General features: G+C 68.9%; 9 protein-coding genes. 8 read left to right on the top strand and 1 reads right to left on the bottom strand.

What is annotated here, in order from left to right:
• Positions 1-91 precede the first annotated feature (91 nt).
• Together ACZ4QV_RS02070 and ACZ4QV_RS02065 are read left to right on the top strand one after the other, a co-directional pair.
• Positions 92-7,057 (top strand): DEAD/DEAH box helicase, encoded by a 6,966-nt coding sequence (locus ACZ4QV_RS02070; RefSeq protein ID WP_361634218.1) that lies wholly within the window; start codon positions 92-94, stop codon positions 7,055-7,057.
• Positions 7,054-9,321, top strand: coding sequence for a UvrD-helicase domain-containing protein (locus ACZ4QV_RS02065; protein WP_361634221.1), 2,268 nt, complete (start codon positions 7,054-7,056; stop codon positions 9,319-9,321). Before ACZ4QV_RS02070 ends, ACZ4QV_RS02065 begins: the two co-directional genes overlap by 4 nt.
• Before the next feature lie 300 nt (positions 9,322-9,621).
• Here the strand turns inward: ACZ4QV_RS02065 and ACZ4QV_RS02060 are convergent, their stop codons facing one another.
• On the bottom strand, positions 9,622-10,896 hold the full coding sequence (locus ACZ4QV_RS02060) for a site-specific integrase (RefSeq protein ID WP_361634224.1): 1,275 nt from the start codon (positions 10,894-10,896) through the stop codon (positions 9,622-9,624).
• 215 nt (positions 10,897-11,111) lie between these two features.
• Here ACZ4QV_RS02060 and ACZ4QV_RS02055 point away from each other — a divergent pair, with 215 nt between their 5' ends.
• The 6 genes from ACZ4QV_RS02055 to ACZ4QV_RS02030 all read left to right on the top strand — a co-directional run bounded on the left by ACZ4QV_RS02055 (position 11,112) and on the right by ACZ4QV_RS02030 (position 16,843).
• On the top strand, positions 11,112-11,375 hold the full coding sequence (locus ACZ4QV_RS02055; RefSeq protein ID WP_361634227.1) for a CopG family transcriptional regulator: 264 nt from the start codon (positions 11,112-11,114) through the stop codon (positions 11,373-11,375).
• Positions 11,372-11,785, top strand: a complete 414-nt coding sequence (locus ACZ4QV_RS02050) for a type II toxin-antitoxin system VapC family toxin (RefSeq protein WP_361634230.1) — start codon at positions 11,372-11,374, stop codon at positions 11,783-11,785. Before ACZ4QV_RS02055 ends, ACZ4QV_RS02050 begins: the two co-directional genes overlap by 4 nt.
• Before the next feature lie 118 nt (positions 11,786-11,903).
• Positions 11,904-13,325 (top strand): hypothetical protein, encoded by a 1,422-nt coding sequence (locus tag ACZ4QV_RS02045; protein WP_467762486.1) that lies wholly within the window; start codon positions 11,904-11,906, stop codon positions 13,323-13,325.
• Between the two features lie 964 nt (positions 13,326-14,289).
• The gene (locus ACZ4QV_RS02040) at positions 14,290-14,952 is read left to right on the top strand and encodes a response regulator transcription factor (protein WP_361146514.1); all 663 of its coding nucleotides are present in this window, start codon (positions 14,290-14,292) and stop codon (positions 14,950-14,952) included.
• Positions 14,953-15,003: 51 nt separating this feature from the next.
• Complete coding sequence (locus ACZ4QV_RS02035; RefSeq protein WP_361634236.1) at positions 15,004-16,191, top strand: sensor histidine kinase; 1,188 nt, start codon at positions 15,004-15,006, stop codon at positions 16,189-16,191.
• A 112-nt stretch (positions 16,192-16,303) separates the two neighbouring features.
• Positions 16,304-16,843 (top strand): hypothetical protein, encoded by a 540-nt coding sequence (locus ACZ4QV_RS02030; protein WP_361146520.1) that lies wholly within the window; start codon positions 16,304-16,306, stop codon positions 16,841-16,843.
• Positions 16,844-16,846 lie beyond the last annotated feature (3 nt).

Genomic DNA, 16,846 nt, shown 5'->3' with positions numbered 1-16,846 from the left:
CATCCCCAAGACTCCATCTACTTAGTGTGTCAGTCACCCCCTATACGGTGGTACCGATCACCAGGGCACCAGCACCGCAAGGGGGACCGTCGTGAAGCCCACCATGGCCGCCGCGCAGCTCCGCGGCAGTTTGACGCAGTACCTCACGACGACATACGCCCTCGCCGACGAGGACACCCGCGGCGCGCTCGAACGGTTCCTCGGGCACCCGGAGACCGGCATCTTCCGCGGTCCGTACCTGCGGATCAGGACTCCGTTCCACGTCGCCGAAAGCGACTGGCAGCGGGACCTTGAGTGGTCGGCCGGGTTCCCCGGATTCGCTCCGTGGCGGCATCAGGCGAAGGCGTGGGCTCGGCTGTCCACGTTGCACGGGCCCGCCCGGCCGACGCTGGTGACGACCGGTACCGGGTCGGGCAAAACCGAGTCCTTCCTGGTTCCCGTACTGGACCACTGCCGGCGGCAGAAGGCCGAGGGGCGGGCCGGGATCAAGGCCGTGCTGCTGTATCCGATGAACGCGCTCGCCACCGATCAGGCCGGCCGCATCGGGGAGTACCTGGCCCGGCCGGAGCTGGCCCAGGTCTCGGCGGGCCTGTACATCGGTGACCGGCCCGACACGGACTTCCGGCGGGTGATGACGCGGCGCGAGGAGATGCGCGTCGCGCCGCCCGACGTACTGATCACCAACTACAAGATGCTCGACCTGCTGCTCCAGCGCGGCGAGGACCGCGGCCTGTGGGAAGGCGCGGAGCCCGCCTTCGTCGTGCTGGACGAGTTCCATACGTACGACGGTGCGCAGGGCACCGACGTGGCGATGCTGCTGCGCCGGCTGGCAGCCGCCACCAGCGTGTCCCGGCCCGGCAGGCCGCTGGGGTCGATCTGCCCGGTGGCGACCTCGGCGACGCTCGGTGAGGGCGCGCCGGGCAAGGAGGCGGGGGGCATCCTCGACGTGGCGGCGCGGGTGTTCGGGATGCCGTTCCCGCCGGACGCGGTCATCGGTGAGGAGCGGATGACCGCTGAAGAGTTCACCGGCGCCGTCGACTACGAACTGCCGGAGCCGCCGACCCCGCAGGAGGTCGTGACGGTGTCCGGCGGGCCGGACGTGGAGGCCCGGCCCGACCTGCTGGACCTCGACGCGCTCGCGGCTCGGATGCTGGGCCGTTCCGGTCTGGACGCCTTCCGCGTCGGGCGACTGCTGAAGCGGCACGACTTCACCCATGGTGTGCTGTCGCTGCTCGGCGGTGAGCCGCTGGACGAGTGGGCACTGCGGGACCGGCTGGCCCGGTTCGGCTATTCCTGGGGCCGTACCGCGCGGGAGAACCCGCGGCTGGTGCTCCGAGCGCTGTCCCGGTTCGTGGCGCTGCTGTCGGCTGCCCGCGACCCGGACTCCGACGAGCGCAACCCCCGGCCGCTGCTGCACATCGAGGCGCACCTGTGGGTACGGCCGGTGACGCGGGTACTGCGCGGGGTGGGCCGCGCCCCCGAATTCCGGTGGTACGAGGACGACCGGACGGCTGCCCGCCGGGCCGCGCTCAACGCCGCGCCGCCCGGCGACGAGGACCCGGACGCCTCGTCCGGCAGTTGGCCGTCGTCCTCCGCGAGCAGACAGCCGCAGCCGCTGCCGGGAGCCGACACCGCGCCGCGCCCCGCCCAGGTGCATCTGCCCGCCGTGTACTGCCGCAACTGCGGGCGCTCCGGCTGGGCCGCGCTGTCCCCCGAGACCGACCCACAGCGTCTGGTGCTGGCGCAGGACCGGATCTGGCGAGCCGGAGTGGGCCGGGACAAGCGGCGCGTGCGCTACTTCATCTCCGCCACCGCCCGAGAGCGGCGGCAGGCCCTCGACGCACTGACCGGGGCACGGCCCGCGGACGGCGGTGTCGACCCGCTGTCGGTGGTGGTGCTCGACGGCGGGCAGGGCACCTACCGGCTGCCCACGGCCGGGGACGACGGTGAGCTCGTGGACGCCTGGTTCGCGTTGGCGGTGCTCGACAAGAAGTCCGCCGATCGGGCCGCGAAGGATGACCGCTGTCCGGCCTGCCACACGGACAACAGCATCCGCTTCCTGGGAACGGCCCAGGCGGCCCTGGCCTCGGCGACGGTCACCCAGTTGTTCACCGGTGGCGACATCGCGCTCGTACCGGAGGAGCGTAAGACGCTCCTGTTCAACGACTCCACACAGGACGCGGCGCACCGGGCCGGATACGTGGCCAACGCCTCGTACAAGTTCTCCCTGCGTTCCTTGCTCGCCCACAATCTGGACGACTCGGGGGCGCCGACCCAGTTGAACGACCTGATCGGCTATGTCCTGGACTCGGTGGACGACCCGGAGGCGCTGGCCGCCGTGGTTCCCCCGGATCTGCACGACGAGCCGGGCGTCGACCGGCTGCTGTCGGGCCGTGGCACCGGCGACGCACGTACCTGGCGGCTGATCGGCGAACGGCTGGCGTTCGCGACGGTGATGGAGTTCGGGTTGCGCAGCCGTATGGGGCGCACCTTGGAGCTGACGCGGACCGCTGCCGCCGAGGTCACGCTGGCGGAACCGGGCCGGGTCGCGGATCTGGCACGAGACCTTCATCTGTCGCTGCCCGGCCAGCTGCTGGCGGTCGGCGGGCTGCCCATGCCCGAGCGCTATCTCGCTTATGTCCGAGGCTTGTTGGAACGGCTGCGGCTGCGCGGCGCGGTGCGGCATCACTGGCTGGACACGTGGATCAAGGAAGCCGGTGCCAACCGCTACCTCATCTCCGGGCGCAGGCCGGACGGTATGCCCGCGTTCCCCGAAGGGGTCGCCCCGCCGCGCTTCCTGCTGGACGGACAGAAGGACAGGTCCGAGTTCGACTCGGTCACCGGGCGTCTGGGCTGGTACCAGGACTGGACCCGCAGGTGTCTGAAGCTGGACACCGCGGGGGCCACTGAGTATCTGCGCAGGCTGCTGCCCGCGCTCGCCGACGCGGGCGTCCTCGCGGTGCGGACCGGCCGCGACCGCCAGACCAGGGTGTACGGGCTGCAGCCCGGCCATATCGGGGTGCGGCTGCTCGGTGACGCCATCGTCAACAAGGCGTTCGTCAGCTGTGAGGACTGCGGTTGGCAGCAGGTCGTGGCGCCTGAACGGCGTACCCGCTGGTACGGGCATCCGTGCCCCCGCTACCGGTGCAAGGGGAGCCTGACCGCGCCGCAACCCGGCGTGTCGGGAACCGGGGGCGAGGTCTCCCGCTTCGGGGTGCCCGCGCAGGAGAGGGACTACACCCATGACTACTACCGCCGCCTCTACCTGACAGGCGGCACGTTCCGCGTGGTGACGGCCGAGCACACGGGCATGCTCAGCCGTCCTCAACGAGAGCGTGTCGAGCGCACCTTCAGGGCGGGTACGCACTACACCGACCCCAATGTGCTGTCGTGCACCCCGACGCTGGAACTCGGCATCGACATCGGCGACCTCTCCGCCGTGCTGCTGGGCTCCCTGCCCGCCGGGCCCGCCAACTACGTGCAGCGGGCCGGGCGCGCCGGACGCCGGACGGGCAACGCGCTGGTGGTCGCATTCGGCGGGCGCAAGGCACGCGACTTGTACTACCTGGATGAGCCGCGCGAGATGATCGCCGGAACCATCCTGCCGCCGGGCTGCTACCTGTCGGCGGTGGAGATTCTGCGCCGCCAGTACACGGCGCGGCTGCTGGACCTGGCGGCACGCGGTGAACTCCGGACCGCCGACGGCGAGGTGCTGGCGCCGCTCCCCCGACTGTCCTCCGCCCTGTTCGGCACCAGCGGCTGGTGTCAGGACCTCGCGGACGCCGCCCAGACGCACGGCGCGACCCTCGTGGAGCAATTCCTCGCCCTCTTCCCCGGCGACGGTGATCCGCCGGGCTCCGAGACCTCGGACGGGTCGGGCGTCTTCGAGCACTCGGCAAACGCGCTGCGGGAGTTCGCGACCAGCGGGATCGTGCGGATGCTGCAGGAGGCCGAGGAGGACTGGACCGGGCGGCGTGAGGAACTGCGCCGCCGGATCGCGGCGATCGACGAGGCCGCGGAACAGCTGGCTCGCTCCGATGACACGCAGGACCGGGAGCGGCGCGAGCTGCTGGCCGAACGGAGGAGCACCGGGGATCTGCTGCGGGAGCTGAGTCAGTCCGGCGCCCACGCCACCCTCGTGGACCTGGGGCTGCTGCCGAACTACAGCCTGGCGGACACCACCACCCGGCTGGAAGCGACGCTGTACTGGGCGGAGACCCCGAGCGGCGAGGACGACGGCGCGGCCGGGAAGGGGACCGGGCAGAACCCCGGCGGCAAGGTGTACCGCAGCGAGACCCGGGACTACGAGCGGTCCCGCAAGCTCGCCCTCACCGAACTCGCCCCCGGAAACAGTTTCTACGTCAACGGCTACCGGCACGTTGTCCGCGCCCTCGACGTCGGCGGCCCCGAGCGGCGTACCTGGTCGGTGTGGCGGCTCTGCCCTGCCTGCGGGTACGTCCGTACCGAGGAACAGGACGCCGAGCACAACACCGACCCGTGCCCGCGCTGCCGGGGGCGCGAGATCGCCGACGCGGGCTGCGTGCAGTACGTGCTGCGGCCCAGGCGCGTCCTGTCCCGTGACAAACGGGACGACGCCCGGGTCCGCGACGACCGCGACGAACGGGACCGCAGGCATTACTCGGTCCTCACCACCGTCGACATCGACCCCGATCGTCTGGCGCTGGGCTCGTGGCGACATGACACCGCCGTGTTCGGAGTGGACTTCACTCGTCACGCCACGATCCGGACGCTGAACCTCGGGCTGGACCGCGAGGACGGCAGCAGCACGGTGCCTCTCGCCGGCCAGGACGTACGGATCAACCCGTTCTTCGTCTGCACCGAGTGCGGCGGCGCGACGGCCGACGGACGGCCCGTGGTGGAAACGTCGCAGCACGCGCTCACCGAGTCGGGAGCGGCGAGCACCCCGGCCGCTGCGCACCATCAGCTGTGGTGCCCGCGCCGCCGTGTCCGAGGGCCGGTGGCCGGCACGGGCGAACAGCAGGGAAAGGGGAAGGACGTACCGCTGCTGCTCGCCCACGAACTGACCACCGAGGCCGTGCGCATTCTGCTGCCCGCGTCGGTGGCGCGCGTCAAGGAGCGGCTCGCGTCGTTCACCGCCGCCCTGTTCGCGGGGATAGCGGCCCGCTACGGCGGCGACCCCGACCACATCGACATCGCCGAGGCGACGATGCCCGACCACTCGGGTGACCCCGACGCCGACTGGCCGAGACGCTTCCTCGTCGTCTACGACCGACTGCCGGGCGGCACCGGCTACCTGCACCGGCTGGCTTCGGCCGAAGGCTTCCGAGAGGTGCTGCTCAAGGCGCGCGACGTCATCGAGGGCTGCCCGTGCCGCGAGAAGGGGCTCGACGGCTGTCACCGGTGCTTGCTGCGCCGCGTACCCGCCGCCGACTACGACAAGGTGAGCCGCAACGAAGTCCGCCAGATGCTGGACGACCTGCTGGGCGCCGACGGTGAACGCTGGCACACCTCCCCGGTGGCGACGACGCGCCACATTCCGTTACAGCGACAGGCCGAGAGCGACCTAGAGATCCTCTTCATCGACACCCTCCAGGACTGGGCGAGGCTGGCGGAGTCGCAGGCGGCGGCGGACACGTACACCACCTCCGCCGGCACGTACGCCCTCGATCTGCGGCTCACGGCCGCCGACGGGTCCACCGTGAGCTGGCGCGTCTCCCAGCAGCGCGCCCTGGACGGCACCCGACCCGACATACTCCTCGAACGGCTGGACGCGCCGGGCCCGCGCGTCGCCCTGTACCTCGACGGCTACGCGTACCACGCCACCCGTGAGCACAACCGGCTGGCGGACGACGCCGTCAAGCGCGCCCGTCTCCGAGCCGAGGGCCTACGGGTGTTCCAGCTGACGTACCCCGACGTCAGGGAGTGGCGTCAGCAGGTCCAGGACACCGGCTACGCCGGAGCCGGCCCCGCCGCCCCGGTGTGGGAGCCGTACGGCGCGAGCGGACAGCAGCGAGCCCGCGACTACTACGCCCGTGTGGGCCGGGGCCTGCCCGGTGAGCTGGCCGAGACCGTGTGGGTCAACCCTGCCCGGCAACTGCTGGCCTACCTGCGCTCCCCAGATCCAGAGCGATGGCGTCGACGGGCGGAAGCGGCGGCCGCGGGGCTCAGCGGGGCGGACGGGATCCGTGCCGCAGCCCTCACCGGCGAAGAGGTCAACGAGGGACTCCGGGAGGCGTTGCGCGGCTCCAAGCCCGCCGGAGCGGCCGGGCCTGTGCGGTTGCTGTCCGGCGCCGACGCGTCGGGCTGCCGACTGGTGCTGACCGCGGACGGCAGGCGGACCCCGCCCACATGGACGGGGATCACCGTCCTGGCCGACGATGACACCGCCCTGGCCGACGAGCCGGCCCACAAGCGACGCTGGCGCGCCTGGCTTTACTGGAGCAACGTGCTGCAGTTCCTGGAGCACGGCGGCGGTGACAGCGCCCAACTGACGTCGAGCATGCTCGAAGGGTTCGCCACCGAGGTACTCACCGTGACCGGTGGAGTCGGCTGGCTGACGTCGACACGTACTCCGGTGCCCTCGCCCGCGGAGGAGCTCACCTCGGTCGGGGTCGTCGCCGCGCCGTCGGTCCCTGCCAGGCGAAGCGGTGAGGAAGCCCCGCCGCGACGACCGGCCTACGAAGGCTTCGGTGACGAGGAAGCAGGGCGGGATCCCGGCTGGGACCAGGTCATCGAGTTTCTCGACCCCGAGGAGCCGGGACTGGCAGATCTCGCCCACGCCCTGGCCGCCGCTGCGGTGCGAGCACCGCGGGACGGCTACGAACTGGACAGCCACGGTTGGCAAGCGGAACTGGCGTGGCCGGACGTCCGTATCGCGGTGGTCCTCGCGCCGCGCACGAGCGGCGACGAGCCCGATTACCCCGACTACGAGGCACAGGACCGGAACAGGGCGTTCTCGGCAGCGGGCTGGACCGTCGGCACCGCGGCGGAGTGGGACCTGGCGGCTCTGATCGCCCGGCTCACGGAACAACGGCAGGACAGCGACACCACCAGCGACGGGGAGCCGAAGCGATGAACACCTCGGGCGTCACACTGCGCCTGCTCGACAAGGCGGACAAGGAGATCCTCAAGCTCCCCCGTACGGTCAAAGGCGCTTTCTTCGACTTCCAGCACAGGTTCAGGACCAACTCGCGCGCTGCCGGGCTCAAACTCCAGCAGCTCAAGGGCGACAGCAGACTCTGGTCGGCGCGCGTCAACGACGACTACCGGGCGCTGCTGCTGCGGCTCGCCGACGACGACTGGCTGATCGTCTCCGTCAAGCACCGCAAGGACGTCTACAACCGGCTGTCGTACAGCGTCAACCAGGTCACCGGCGGGATCGAGTACGTGGATCTGGAGGTGGTCGAGGACAGCGTTCTGCGCAGGCTTCCCACACCGCCCGCGCCGACGCCGACGGCCGCCGAAACACTCGCGGACACGCGGCCGGAGTCGACTCGACCGTTGTTCGCGGACTGGTCCGACCAGCAGCTGTCGGGCCTCGGCGTAGCCGAACCGCTGCTGCCGGTCATCCGCACCCTCGCCACAGAGGACCAGCTGCTCGGACTCGTCGAGTACGCGCCACAGCTCACCGGTGAAGTGCTGCTGGCCCTGTTCGACGGCGCGTCGTACGACGACGTCCTCGACCAGGTGACCAAGCCGGTGGCTGCCGCCGATCCGGTCGACCCGGACGACTTCGAGGCCGCCGCACAGCGGCCGGCGACGGTCGTCACCACGACGGACGACGCTCTGAGGGAGGCGCTGGAAAGCGGCGACTTCGGCCGCTGGAAGGTCTTCCTCCACCCGACCCAGGCCAGACTGGTCGAACGGCGCTACAACGGCCCCGCCCGGGTCGGGGGCGGTCCGGGCACGGGCAAGACCATCGTCGCTCTGCACCGGGTGCGCCATCTCGTTCGGCAGCTGCCCCCAGGCCGGGACAAGCCCGTGCTGTTGACCACGTACAACAAGAATCTCGCCGCCGATCTGCGCTCCAGGCTGCTGGAACTGGGCGGCGAGGAGCTGCTGAACCGGGTCGATGTCAGCCATGTCGACCAGTTGGCGCTGCGCATCGTCCGCGAGGCCGAACCGGGCCAGGGGAAGCAGACCATCGACGACAGCCAGGCCGTCCGCGAATGGCGCGAGATGCTGGACGAGTTGGGGGTGAGCGACTGGGACCCGGAGTTCCTGCACGACGAGTGGACTCAGGTCATCCTCGGGCAGGCCGTAGGCACCCGCACCGACTACTTCCGGGCACGGCGTGCCGGACGCGGCAAGAACATCGGCCGCGGCGAGCGCGCCGAGATCTGGCAGCTCGCCGAACGTTTCGCACAGCGGCTGGACCGGCTCGGGCGGCAGAGCTGGGACCAGGTGGCGGAGCGCGCCGCACGGCTGGAAATGGGCCGCGAACAGCGCATCGTGAGAATCGCTCAGCAGCGCGAGGAGGCGGGCGGCCTCGACAACGTCCACCTTCAGGACGGCTCGGGTGGCTGGCTCCGCTATCGGTACCGGCACATCGTGGTGGACGAGGCCCAGGATCTCCGTCCCGCCCACTGGAAGATGCTCCGCGCGATGGTCGCTCGCGACGCGGACGACCTGTTCCTGGTCGGCGACACCCACCAGCGCATCTACAAGAACCAGGTGACACTTGGCAGTCTGGGCATCAACATCCGCGGCCGGTCCTCGAAGCTGAGCCTCAGCTACCGCACGACACGGCAGATCCTGCGATCCGCCCTCGGCGTACTCGGGGAGACGAAGTACGACGACCTCGACGGCAGTGAGGAAACGCTGGCCGGATACCGATCGGTGCTCAGCGGAGGGCCCCCGGCCGGGCACGCGTTCCCCGACTGGGGCGCCGAGCGGGAAGGCGTAGCCGCGCTCATCAAGGAATGGGACGCGACAGCCAACATGAGCGTCCCGCACGAGCAGATCGCCATCTGCGTGCCGACCAACCAGATGGCGGCCGAGATGGGCTACACGCTCAATCTGCACGGCATCCACTCAGTGGAAATCCGTTCCGACGGCCCGCACGGATCCGCCGGCGTGCACATCGGGACAATGTTCCGGTTCAAGGGACTGGAGTACCAGCGAATGATCATCGCGGGCGTGGCGGACGGAATCGTGCCGCGCGACGCGGTCACCAGACTCCGCCGCACGGACCCGGCCCGCCATCGACAGGAGATCCAGCGGACTCGATCCCTGCTGTTCGTGGCGGCGACACGGGCACGCGACAGCGTGGACGTGTTCTGGCACGGAAAGCCCAGCCCGTTCCTCGACAACTCATGGGTGACGCGGAACCCGATGTGAGTTAACAGCCCTGGTGTCCTAACCAGGGCATCCGTAGGCAATCCCGATCTGCTTGTTGCCCCTCTTTCCGCCCTATGCCTGGTATCCGACATTGCTCATCGCACTCGCGCAGGCGGGTTACAGGACGCTCGCGCTACGCCAGAACTGCAGGGTCGACATCGACCACCGCAACATCACCTGCTCGCTCAGCGCTCCGGTGCCAGAGCGCCCACGGACATCCGACTACGCGGCCCGTACATACAGCACGTGTCCTCGTGGGCATCGTCTCCTGCCTTGTTCGAAGGACGATGCCTGCGAGCATCACTCGTATTCGCGCAGAAGTCTGTCGATGCACTGGTTGGCGATGGCCTGGCGTGCGTACAGGCATTTCGCGTAGCGAGTCATGAGTACCTCAACACTGTTACCGGCACGCTCGGCGACCTCGGTGGGGTCCACGTCGGCATTGAGCCATGTAGACAGAGCAGAGTGGCGCAGGTCGTAGGGGCGGGCGACGAGAGGTGAGCGCGCCAAATCGGGAGGCAGGGCAAGTTCACGGGCCTCATGCCAGACGCGATCGTAGGTGCTGGAGCCAACAATGCCGCCGCGTTCATTGAAGAACAGACGCCCGTCGTTCGCAATGCCGAAGGCGTCGATGCTCTCCCGCCACGCTGTCACCAACTCGGGCGGAAGCCGAACGGGCCGAGTATCGTCGGCCGGACGGCACTTCAGTCCGCGCTCGTCGTGGACATTACCGGTGTCAGTCCACCGCGAGCCCGCCTGCGGCAAGGTGCGGTGAAGGGTTACCAAGCCCCAGCCCTCGTGGGGCAGGAAACAATCCGGCAATGCCACAGCGACAGCTTCAGCGGGACGCAGCCCGGCGTAGTACATGCCGGCGAACAAGCCGATCAACCGCCGCCCACGCGCCCGGCGATAGCCGCCGACGTAGGACACCGCACACAGCAGCGAACGGGCCTGGGCCGGGTTGGCCACCACCCGCGGGTCGACTTGACCGACAGTTTCGGCCACCTGCCAGTTGATCGAGGCAAGAGGGTCGACAGGCAGAGCGCGCTGCTCGATGGCGTAGCGCACCGCGTTGACCAGGACCTTGTGCTTGTGCCGCTGCGTCTCAGCGGCTGCTGTCAGTCCGTTTCGCTTGAGCCGCAGGGCGTGCAATACAGCTCGCATCAAGGCCGGGTCCAATAGATCGGTCAGCGGGCGCGAGGCTCCCGCCGCCCAGCGCAGGGCGAGTCGGACATCGGCTGGCGTCTGGTGCGGCTCAGGGCGCGGGACGACGAACGCCCAGCCCCGCAGCGCACGCCGCAGCAGTTCGTCGCTCGGGCGCCCCCGTACATCCCGAAACATCGCCTGGGTGATCGCGCACAACGCGTCATTGGTTTCGTCCCGGGTCTTCGCCGCGATCAGCGGCCACTGCATTTCCAGATACTCCAGCGCGAAGGCATACCAGCTGATTCCAGCCGCGGCCCTCCGGGTCGCGCTATCGCCCCGATCCGAGCCGTGATGCGCGCGGACCAGCGCGTCAGCGAGTTCATCAGCCAGTTCCCTGATTACCCCCGTTCCCGCTGCACGACGGTCCACGTTCTGCGGCCGTATGTTTCCATTCCGCGCGAAGTGCCGCCTTTGCGGGATGCGGGACGCTGCGGGTCCTGGTCTCTTCCTCATGGCGTCCACCACCTTCCTGATCAGGTGAACGCACAAGGCCACCGAGCTGATGGCGCACCGCGGGTGCTATTCACCCGGCTCCACAGACACCAGCTACTACCCCAAGGAGGATCATTGGTAGGATTAGGAGCATGAGCGACCCTACCGGGAAGTACTCAATCACCATGCCGCGCGACCTCGCGGAAGCCGCTCGGTCCCGTAGCGGCCCGTCCGGCCTGTCCGCGTACGTGGCTGCCGCCGTCGCCCGCCAGATCGAACGCGACAACCTGAACGAGCTCATCCAGGTCGCTGAGGCTGAGCACGGCCGCATCACCGACGGCGAGATCCAGGCGCTGCGCGACCAGCTCCACCAGGCCCGACAGGAACAGACACGCAGCGGGGCGGATGCCGCGTGACCCGCCCTCCTGCCACTCCGGGCGGTAGTCTCGTCCTCGACAGTGAGGGGCTGGCCAAGTCCGTCCTTCGGGACCGCACGACCACCGGTTGGCTCGCCCTCGCCCGCGCTGACGATTTCCGCGTCATCACCTCCGCCGCTACCCTCGTGGAAGTGGTCCACCCCCGCATCAACCGGCCGGCTTTGGAGTGGACGTTGTCCCGCCTCATTGTCGAGCCGGTGACCGAAGCGATCGCCCGACACGCTGCCGAGCTCCTGGCCGACGCCGGGCTGCACGGGCACAAGTACGCCATCGACGCCATGCTCAGCGCCACTGCCCTCGCTGCTCCTGGCCCTGTCACGGTCCTTACTTCCGACCCCGAGGACCTCACCGCCCTGTGCGGCACGCGCGTCACCGTCATCAAGGTCTGAGCACCAGTTCCCTGTCCGCGGCGCCGATCCCGTTCGAGCCCCCAGCGCAGAGGCGTCAAGCGCGAAGAGTCTCTCCGATCTGAACCATGACCACAGTCACCGGGATAGGGTCCCCAGCGTGGCCTTCATAGTGACTCTGAGTTCTAACGAACTCGCCGAGAATCAGAGCAAGTTCAGGATTGAACAGCGCCTGACCAAGTCCCGCCCCAAGAGCCTGAACATCGATGCAGCGCTCGACGGACCGCCTATCACCCTCTTAGTCGGTGAGGACCCCGCCCGACCAGGCCGCGACCGGTCACGGTGGCTCACATGGATTGGAATCGTGGCCCGCCATGGCACCGTGGGGGCCGTCGAAAAGAGCATCACCGTCGATCCGCTTCGAGAGTGTACGGAGTCCGTTCCGCTCGACGGCCCTGACGGTGTGCTCAACGACGTACCAGCGCCTCTGCGGCAAGAGTTCGACCGAGCTTCACTGCTAGGCACGGTCGGCGCATGCAGCAACGTCGTATGGCAGTCGTTGGAAAGTGTGCTGCGCGCGAGATGGCCCGCACTCAGCCCACTTCTTGACTGGCTGATCGCGCAAGCCGACCCTCCTGTCTTCGGAAACAGCCCTGCCGACCAGTCTTGGCAGGAGCAGCGCGACGCGACAGGGAGCCTATTGCGCATCGCCGACTTCCCGCTCTCTGCACTTGCTGCATGGCAACGTCCGCCAACAGGAGACGCCCCGTACACCGCCGGGCTGATTCCGCAGCCCGTGGAGCACAGCCTTATAGACTATGACGTCCGTGTTGCCGGCGAGGCATTCGAGATGTTCAGCGAATGGCAGCAAAGCAACACAGCCCGCTGCGACATTCACGTACTCCACGACGCATCAGGAAGGCGACTAGAGGTCGTCAACGTCAATGCCACGCCGGTGGAATCACGCCTCGGCACCGACATGCTCTACTATCACGAGCCAACCAAGAGCTTCGTTTTCGTTCAGTACAAGCGACTCGATCCGGACACTCGCTCGATTTACGTCGACAAGCGCCTTAGGAGTCAACTTGACCGTCTCGAAGAAACAGCCAAGCTGAGCATCCCTCCAAATCGGCCGAGCGAATGGCGTCTCGGCACTGATTCCTGCTTTGTAAAATTGGCCTACTGGCCACGGAACCCCAAAAGGCTTCCGATTCAAGGGCTCGCCCCAGGAATGTATTTGCCCGTCTCATACATCCGACTTCTGCTTGAAGACGACTGCACGCGCGGCAAACGAACGGATAGCAGCGCCCGGATCCTCGGCTACGACCAAGTCGAACGTCATCTCACTGGAACGCAGTTCATCGACCTGGTCAAGCACGGGCTCGCTGGAACCGTAGGCACCACCAGGGAACAGCTATATGCTTTGGTCAAACAGCGCGCCGACACCGGCCACAGTGTCGTCGCGGCTATGGAATTCAGCGAAGAATCGGTGCGCGCGCGCCAGCAACGTACACGCGATCGCGGCGCCAAACGCCGAGCCTACCTTCACCGCGCCTCCGAGCATGACTCACCCACCAGCTGACAGTCCGCTACACCACCTTGGCACCAGACCTCTAGGGGATCAGCTGAGGAACAGAAGCCATACGGCAAGCCTCACGAATCACCCTCATGGGGCATAGATAGCTATGCAACGCATTTCACCCTCGTGGGACATACGCGGGACCGCGCGGCTGACGGCGCATTAGAGAATGCTCTGACCTGCGCTATCGACTGGGAACTGCCCGTCCTCCGGAGCCGTGTGCGCAGGTTCGAATCCTGCCGGGGGCACCGGAAATCAAGGCCCTGACCAGCGGAAACGCTGGTCAGGGCCTTTTTGTGCATGCCGAAAGGAACACGGTTACTCGGCGTTGCACTTCCTGTGCCACCCGAGCGCAGCCGCAGCCCCCCGATCAGCCACCGAGCCTCGATGGGTGGGCGAGGCGAACCCCACTTGACGGGCGCTCAGCACCGTCATGGGTTCCGGCGGCAGCGGCACCGGACGCGTGCCCCCTGACGGGCGCCCCTTCGGGCCACGCTCGTCATGGACCTGATCACTGTCCGTCCACTGCTTGCCGGTCTGCGGCCGGGTGACGGGCGGCGCCGCCCGCTTGCGGCCCTCGTGACGTCCCGGGGCCGCCAACCGCGCGGTCTCCCGGAACTGACGGGAATGGTTCCCCGGATAAACCGCCCAGCCCTGAAGTGGACGCTCCCCGCCTGGTCGTGAACCGGTCACCGAGCCGATCGCCCGGCACGCTGCCGCGCTGCTCGTTGCCTGGGTTCGGTGGTTGGCACCGCAGCGCCCCGCGTGGTCCGGCGGCGCCTTCGCCGACCCGGCTGCAGGCGCTGCGTAGGTGACGTCGATGACGACCGCTGTCACGGCGCCGCCGCAAGGGGGCCTGTCCCGGTCCCGGCAGAACCCGCTTCGGAGGCTGGGCGAACACGGGTGCTCGGGCCCCGGCCGGGGGCTCCGGACGGGGGTGCCGCCCCGTGCGGCAGGATGTCCGCCCATGACCATACGGGTGTTGATTGCCGACGATCAGGAGATGGTTCGTCGTGGGATGCGGCGGATTGTGGAGAGCCAGGCGGACATGGAGGTGGTCGGGGAGGCGGGGGACGGGGTTGAGGCTGTGGAGTTGGCGCGGGGGCTGGCGCCGGATGTGGTGTTGGTGGATGTGCGGATGCCGCGGATGGACGGGTTGGAGGTGACGCGGCTGCTGGCCGGGGGTGGGTCGGGGTGGCAGACGAGGGTGGTTGTGGTGACCACGTTTGATCTGGACGAGTATGTGTATCCGGCGTTGCGTTACGGGGCTTCGGGGTTTCTGCTCAAGCGGGCGGGGCCGGCGTTGTTGGTGGAGGCGGTGCGGGCGGCGGTGTCGGGGGACAGTTTGATCAGTCCGGAGGTGACGGTGCGGTTGCTTCGGCATGTTCAGGGGGCTGACACGAAGAGGAGGAAGGGGAGTTCGCCGTTGACTGGACGCGAGGTCGAGGTGGCCGCGTTGGTGGGTGAGGGGAAGACCAATGCTGATATTGCCGCGGAGCTGTTCATTTCGGCCGGGACGGTCAAGACGCATGTGGCCAGCATTCAGCGGAAGTTCGGGGTGCGTAATCGGGTGGGGGTGGCGGTGCGGGCTTGGGAGTTGGGGTATGTGGAGGGTCGCGGCAAGAGGTGATGGGCGCTGCTGCGCCGGGGGGGTGCGGGTCGGGTGCGTAGCCTCGGGCGGATGGATGGTGACGTGAGATCGTCGGGGCGTAAGCGCCGCGTGTGGTGTGCGGTGCTTGTGGTGATGGTGTTGTTTCCTGCGCTGGGCACCTCGGTCGGCGCGCTTCCCCTGGCGCTCTGTGCGGCAGTGGCCGTGGCGGCCGCGATGCTGGGGCGGCCGACGGGACGTGTCTCCCTCGTCCGGGCGTCGGGTTTCACCGCCGTTCTGTCGCTGGTGCTGGACTTCGGGTATGTCGGCGATCCGAAGCCGGTGGGGTTCTGGCTTCCCTTTGAGGGGGTGGCTTTGTGGGTTCTGCAGTACCGGGTAGTGCGGCGGGAGCCCGTACCCCGGGTCCTGTGGGGCGGCGGGCTGGTGGGGGCCGCGACGGTCTGCCTGTTGTTGCGGATCACTTTGCATGTGCCGGAACAAGGTTGGCGGGAGTCGGTTTTCGCGGTGTTGCTGGGGTTCTTCCCTGCTGCGTGTGTGGCCGGTGTCGGGCTCTACCTGAGATCGCTGGACGGGCGGCGGGCGCGGGCGGTGGCGCAGGCGCTGCGGGAGCAGCGGCTGGAAGTCGCGCGGGACCTGCACGACTTCGTCGCGCACGAGGTGACGGGCATGGTGTTGGAGGCTCAGGCGGCTCAGTTGGACGGGGGTGCGCCGACAGAGGCTCGTGAGCTGTTCGAGCGTATTGAGGGGGCGGGACTGCGGGCGCTGGATTCGATGGATCAGACGGTGTCGGCCCTGCGTCAGGTGGATGGGGACGGGCGGGCGGTCGGGAAGGGGTGGGCGGAGGCGCCGTCGACCCGGGTGTACGGGTTGGCCGATCTGGGCGAGCTGGTGGGCCGTTTTTCGGCGATGTCGCGCGCGGGCGCGCAGTTGTCGCAGGAGGAGGGGCTGGGCGGAACGCTGTCCCGGGAGGCTGAGGACGCCGCGTACCGCGTGGTGCTGGAGTCGTTGACCAATGTCCGGCGGCATGCCCCGCACGCCACTCGGGTCGTGGTGGAGGTACGCCGTACCGCCGAGGGCTCGGTCGAGGTGACGGTCGCCGATGACGGGGGTGGGGTGCCAGGCGGTACCCGGAGTGGCGGCGGCACGGGGCTGGCCGGGCTGGCGGAGCGGGTCGACGCGCTGGGCGGATCGCTCCGGGCCGGGCCGCGGGACGAGGGCTGGCGGGTCGGCTGCGTGCTTCCGGCCGCGAAGGCGCGGTAGCGGCGATACGGCCGGCCACGGATATCTGCCATTCGGCAGATGTGCCGGCTGCGCACCGGCCGGGAGACTCCGTTCCAGTTGCGGAACGTGGTTCTTCGGAGGGGCGGAGCAGATGGCCGACGGTGTGGTGGCTGCGCAGGTCGGTGGCCAGGTGACGGCTGAGCCAAGAAGTGGCCGGGTGGTGCCTGAGCAGAGCGGTGACCGGGCGGCGGTCAAGCGGAACGGTGGCCGGGCGGCGGCCAAGCCGAGCAGTGCCCCGGCGGTGGCTGTGCCGAGCTGTGGGCGGATGGTGGCCGTCCTGGCGGTGGTCGTGGGGTTGGGGGTGGGGGTGGCCGGGTGTTCGGTGGATGCTTCGCAGGCGACGCCTGAGTCGAAGGTTTTCCCTTTTCAGGGCAAGAGCCTCGACGTCAGGACGCATGAGATCGCCACCGATCTGGTCGCGGTGGACCGTAGGGACGTCAAGGTCACCCGCTGGTTCGACGCCGCGGCCGGCAGTGAGCATCTGTCGTGGGAGCTGAAGGGCGGCGTGCTGGACATCGATGCCGGGTGCAGTGGCCTCGCGATCTGTGATGCCAAGTTCCGGGTCGAGGTGCCCGAGGGCGTCACCGTGCTGCGGGACGGCCGGAAGACCGGGCTGCGGGGCGGGAGCTGATCA

It is taken from the genome of Streptomyces sp. NPDC026394, assembly GCF_055567735.1.
The sequence above is the reverse complement of the archived record's forward strand: the minus strand, read 5'-3'. Positions and strand labels throughout refer to the sequence as shown.

Excerpts from the sequence above, each read along its gene's own strand:
- ACZ4QV_RS02030 (WP_361146520.1), top strand. The coding sequence starts at position 16,304 with ATGGCCGACGGTGTGGTGGCTGCGCAGGTCGGTGGCCAGGTGACGGCT.
- ACZ4QV_RS02035 (WP_361634236.1), top strand. The coding sequence starts at position 15,004 with ATGGATGGTGACGTGAGATCGTCGGGGCGTAAGCGCCGCGTGTGGTGT.
- ACZ4QV_RS02040 (WP_361146514.1), top strand. The coding sequence starts at position 14,290 with ATGACCATACGGGTGTTGATTGCCGACGATCAGGAGATGGTTCGTCGT.
- ACZ4QV_RS02065 (WP_361634221.1), top strand. The coding sequence starts at position 7,054 with ATGAACACCTCGGGCGTCACACTGCGCCTGCTCGACAAGGCGGACAAG.
- ACZ4QV_RS02055 (WP_361634227.1), top strand. The coding sequence starts at position 11,112 with ATGAGCGACCCTACCGGGAAGTACTCAATCACCATGCCGCGCGACCTC.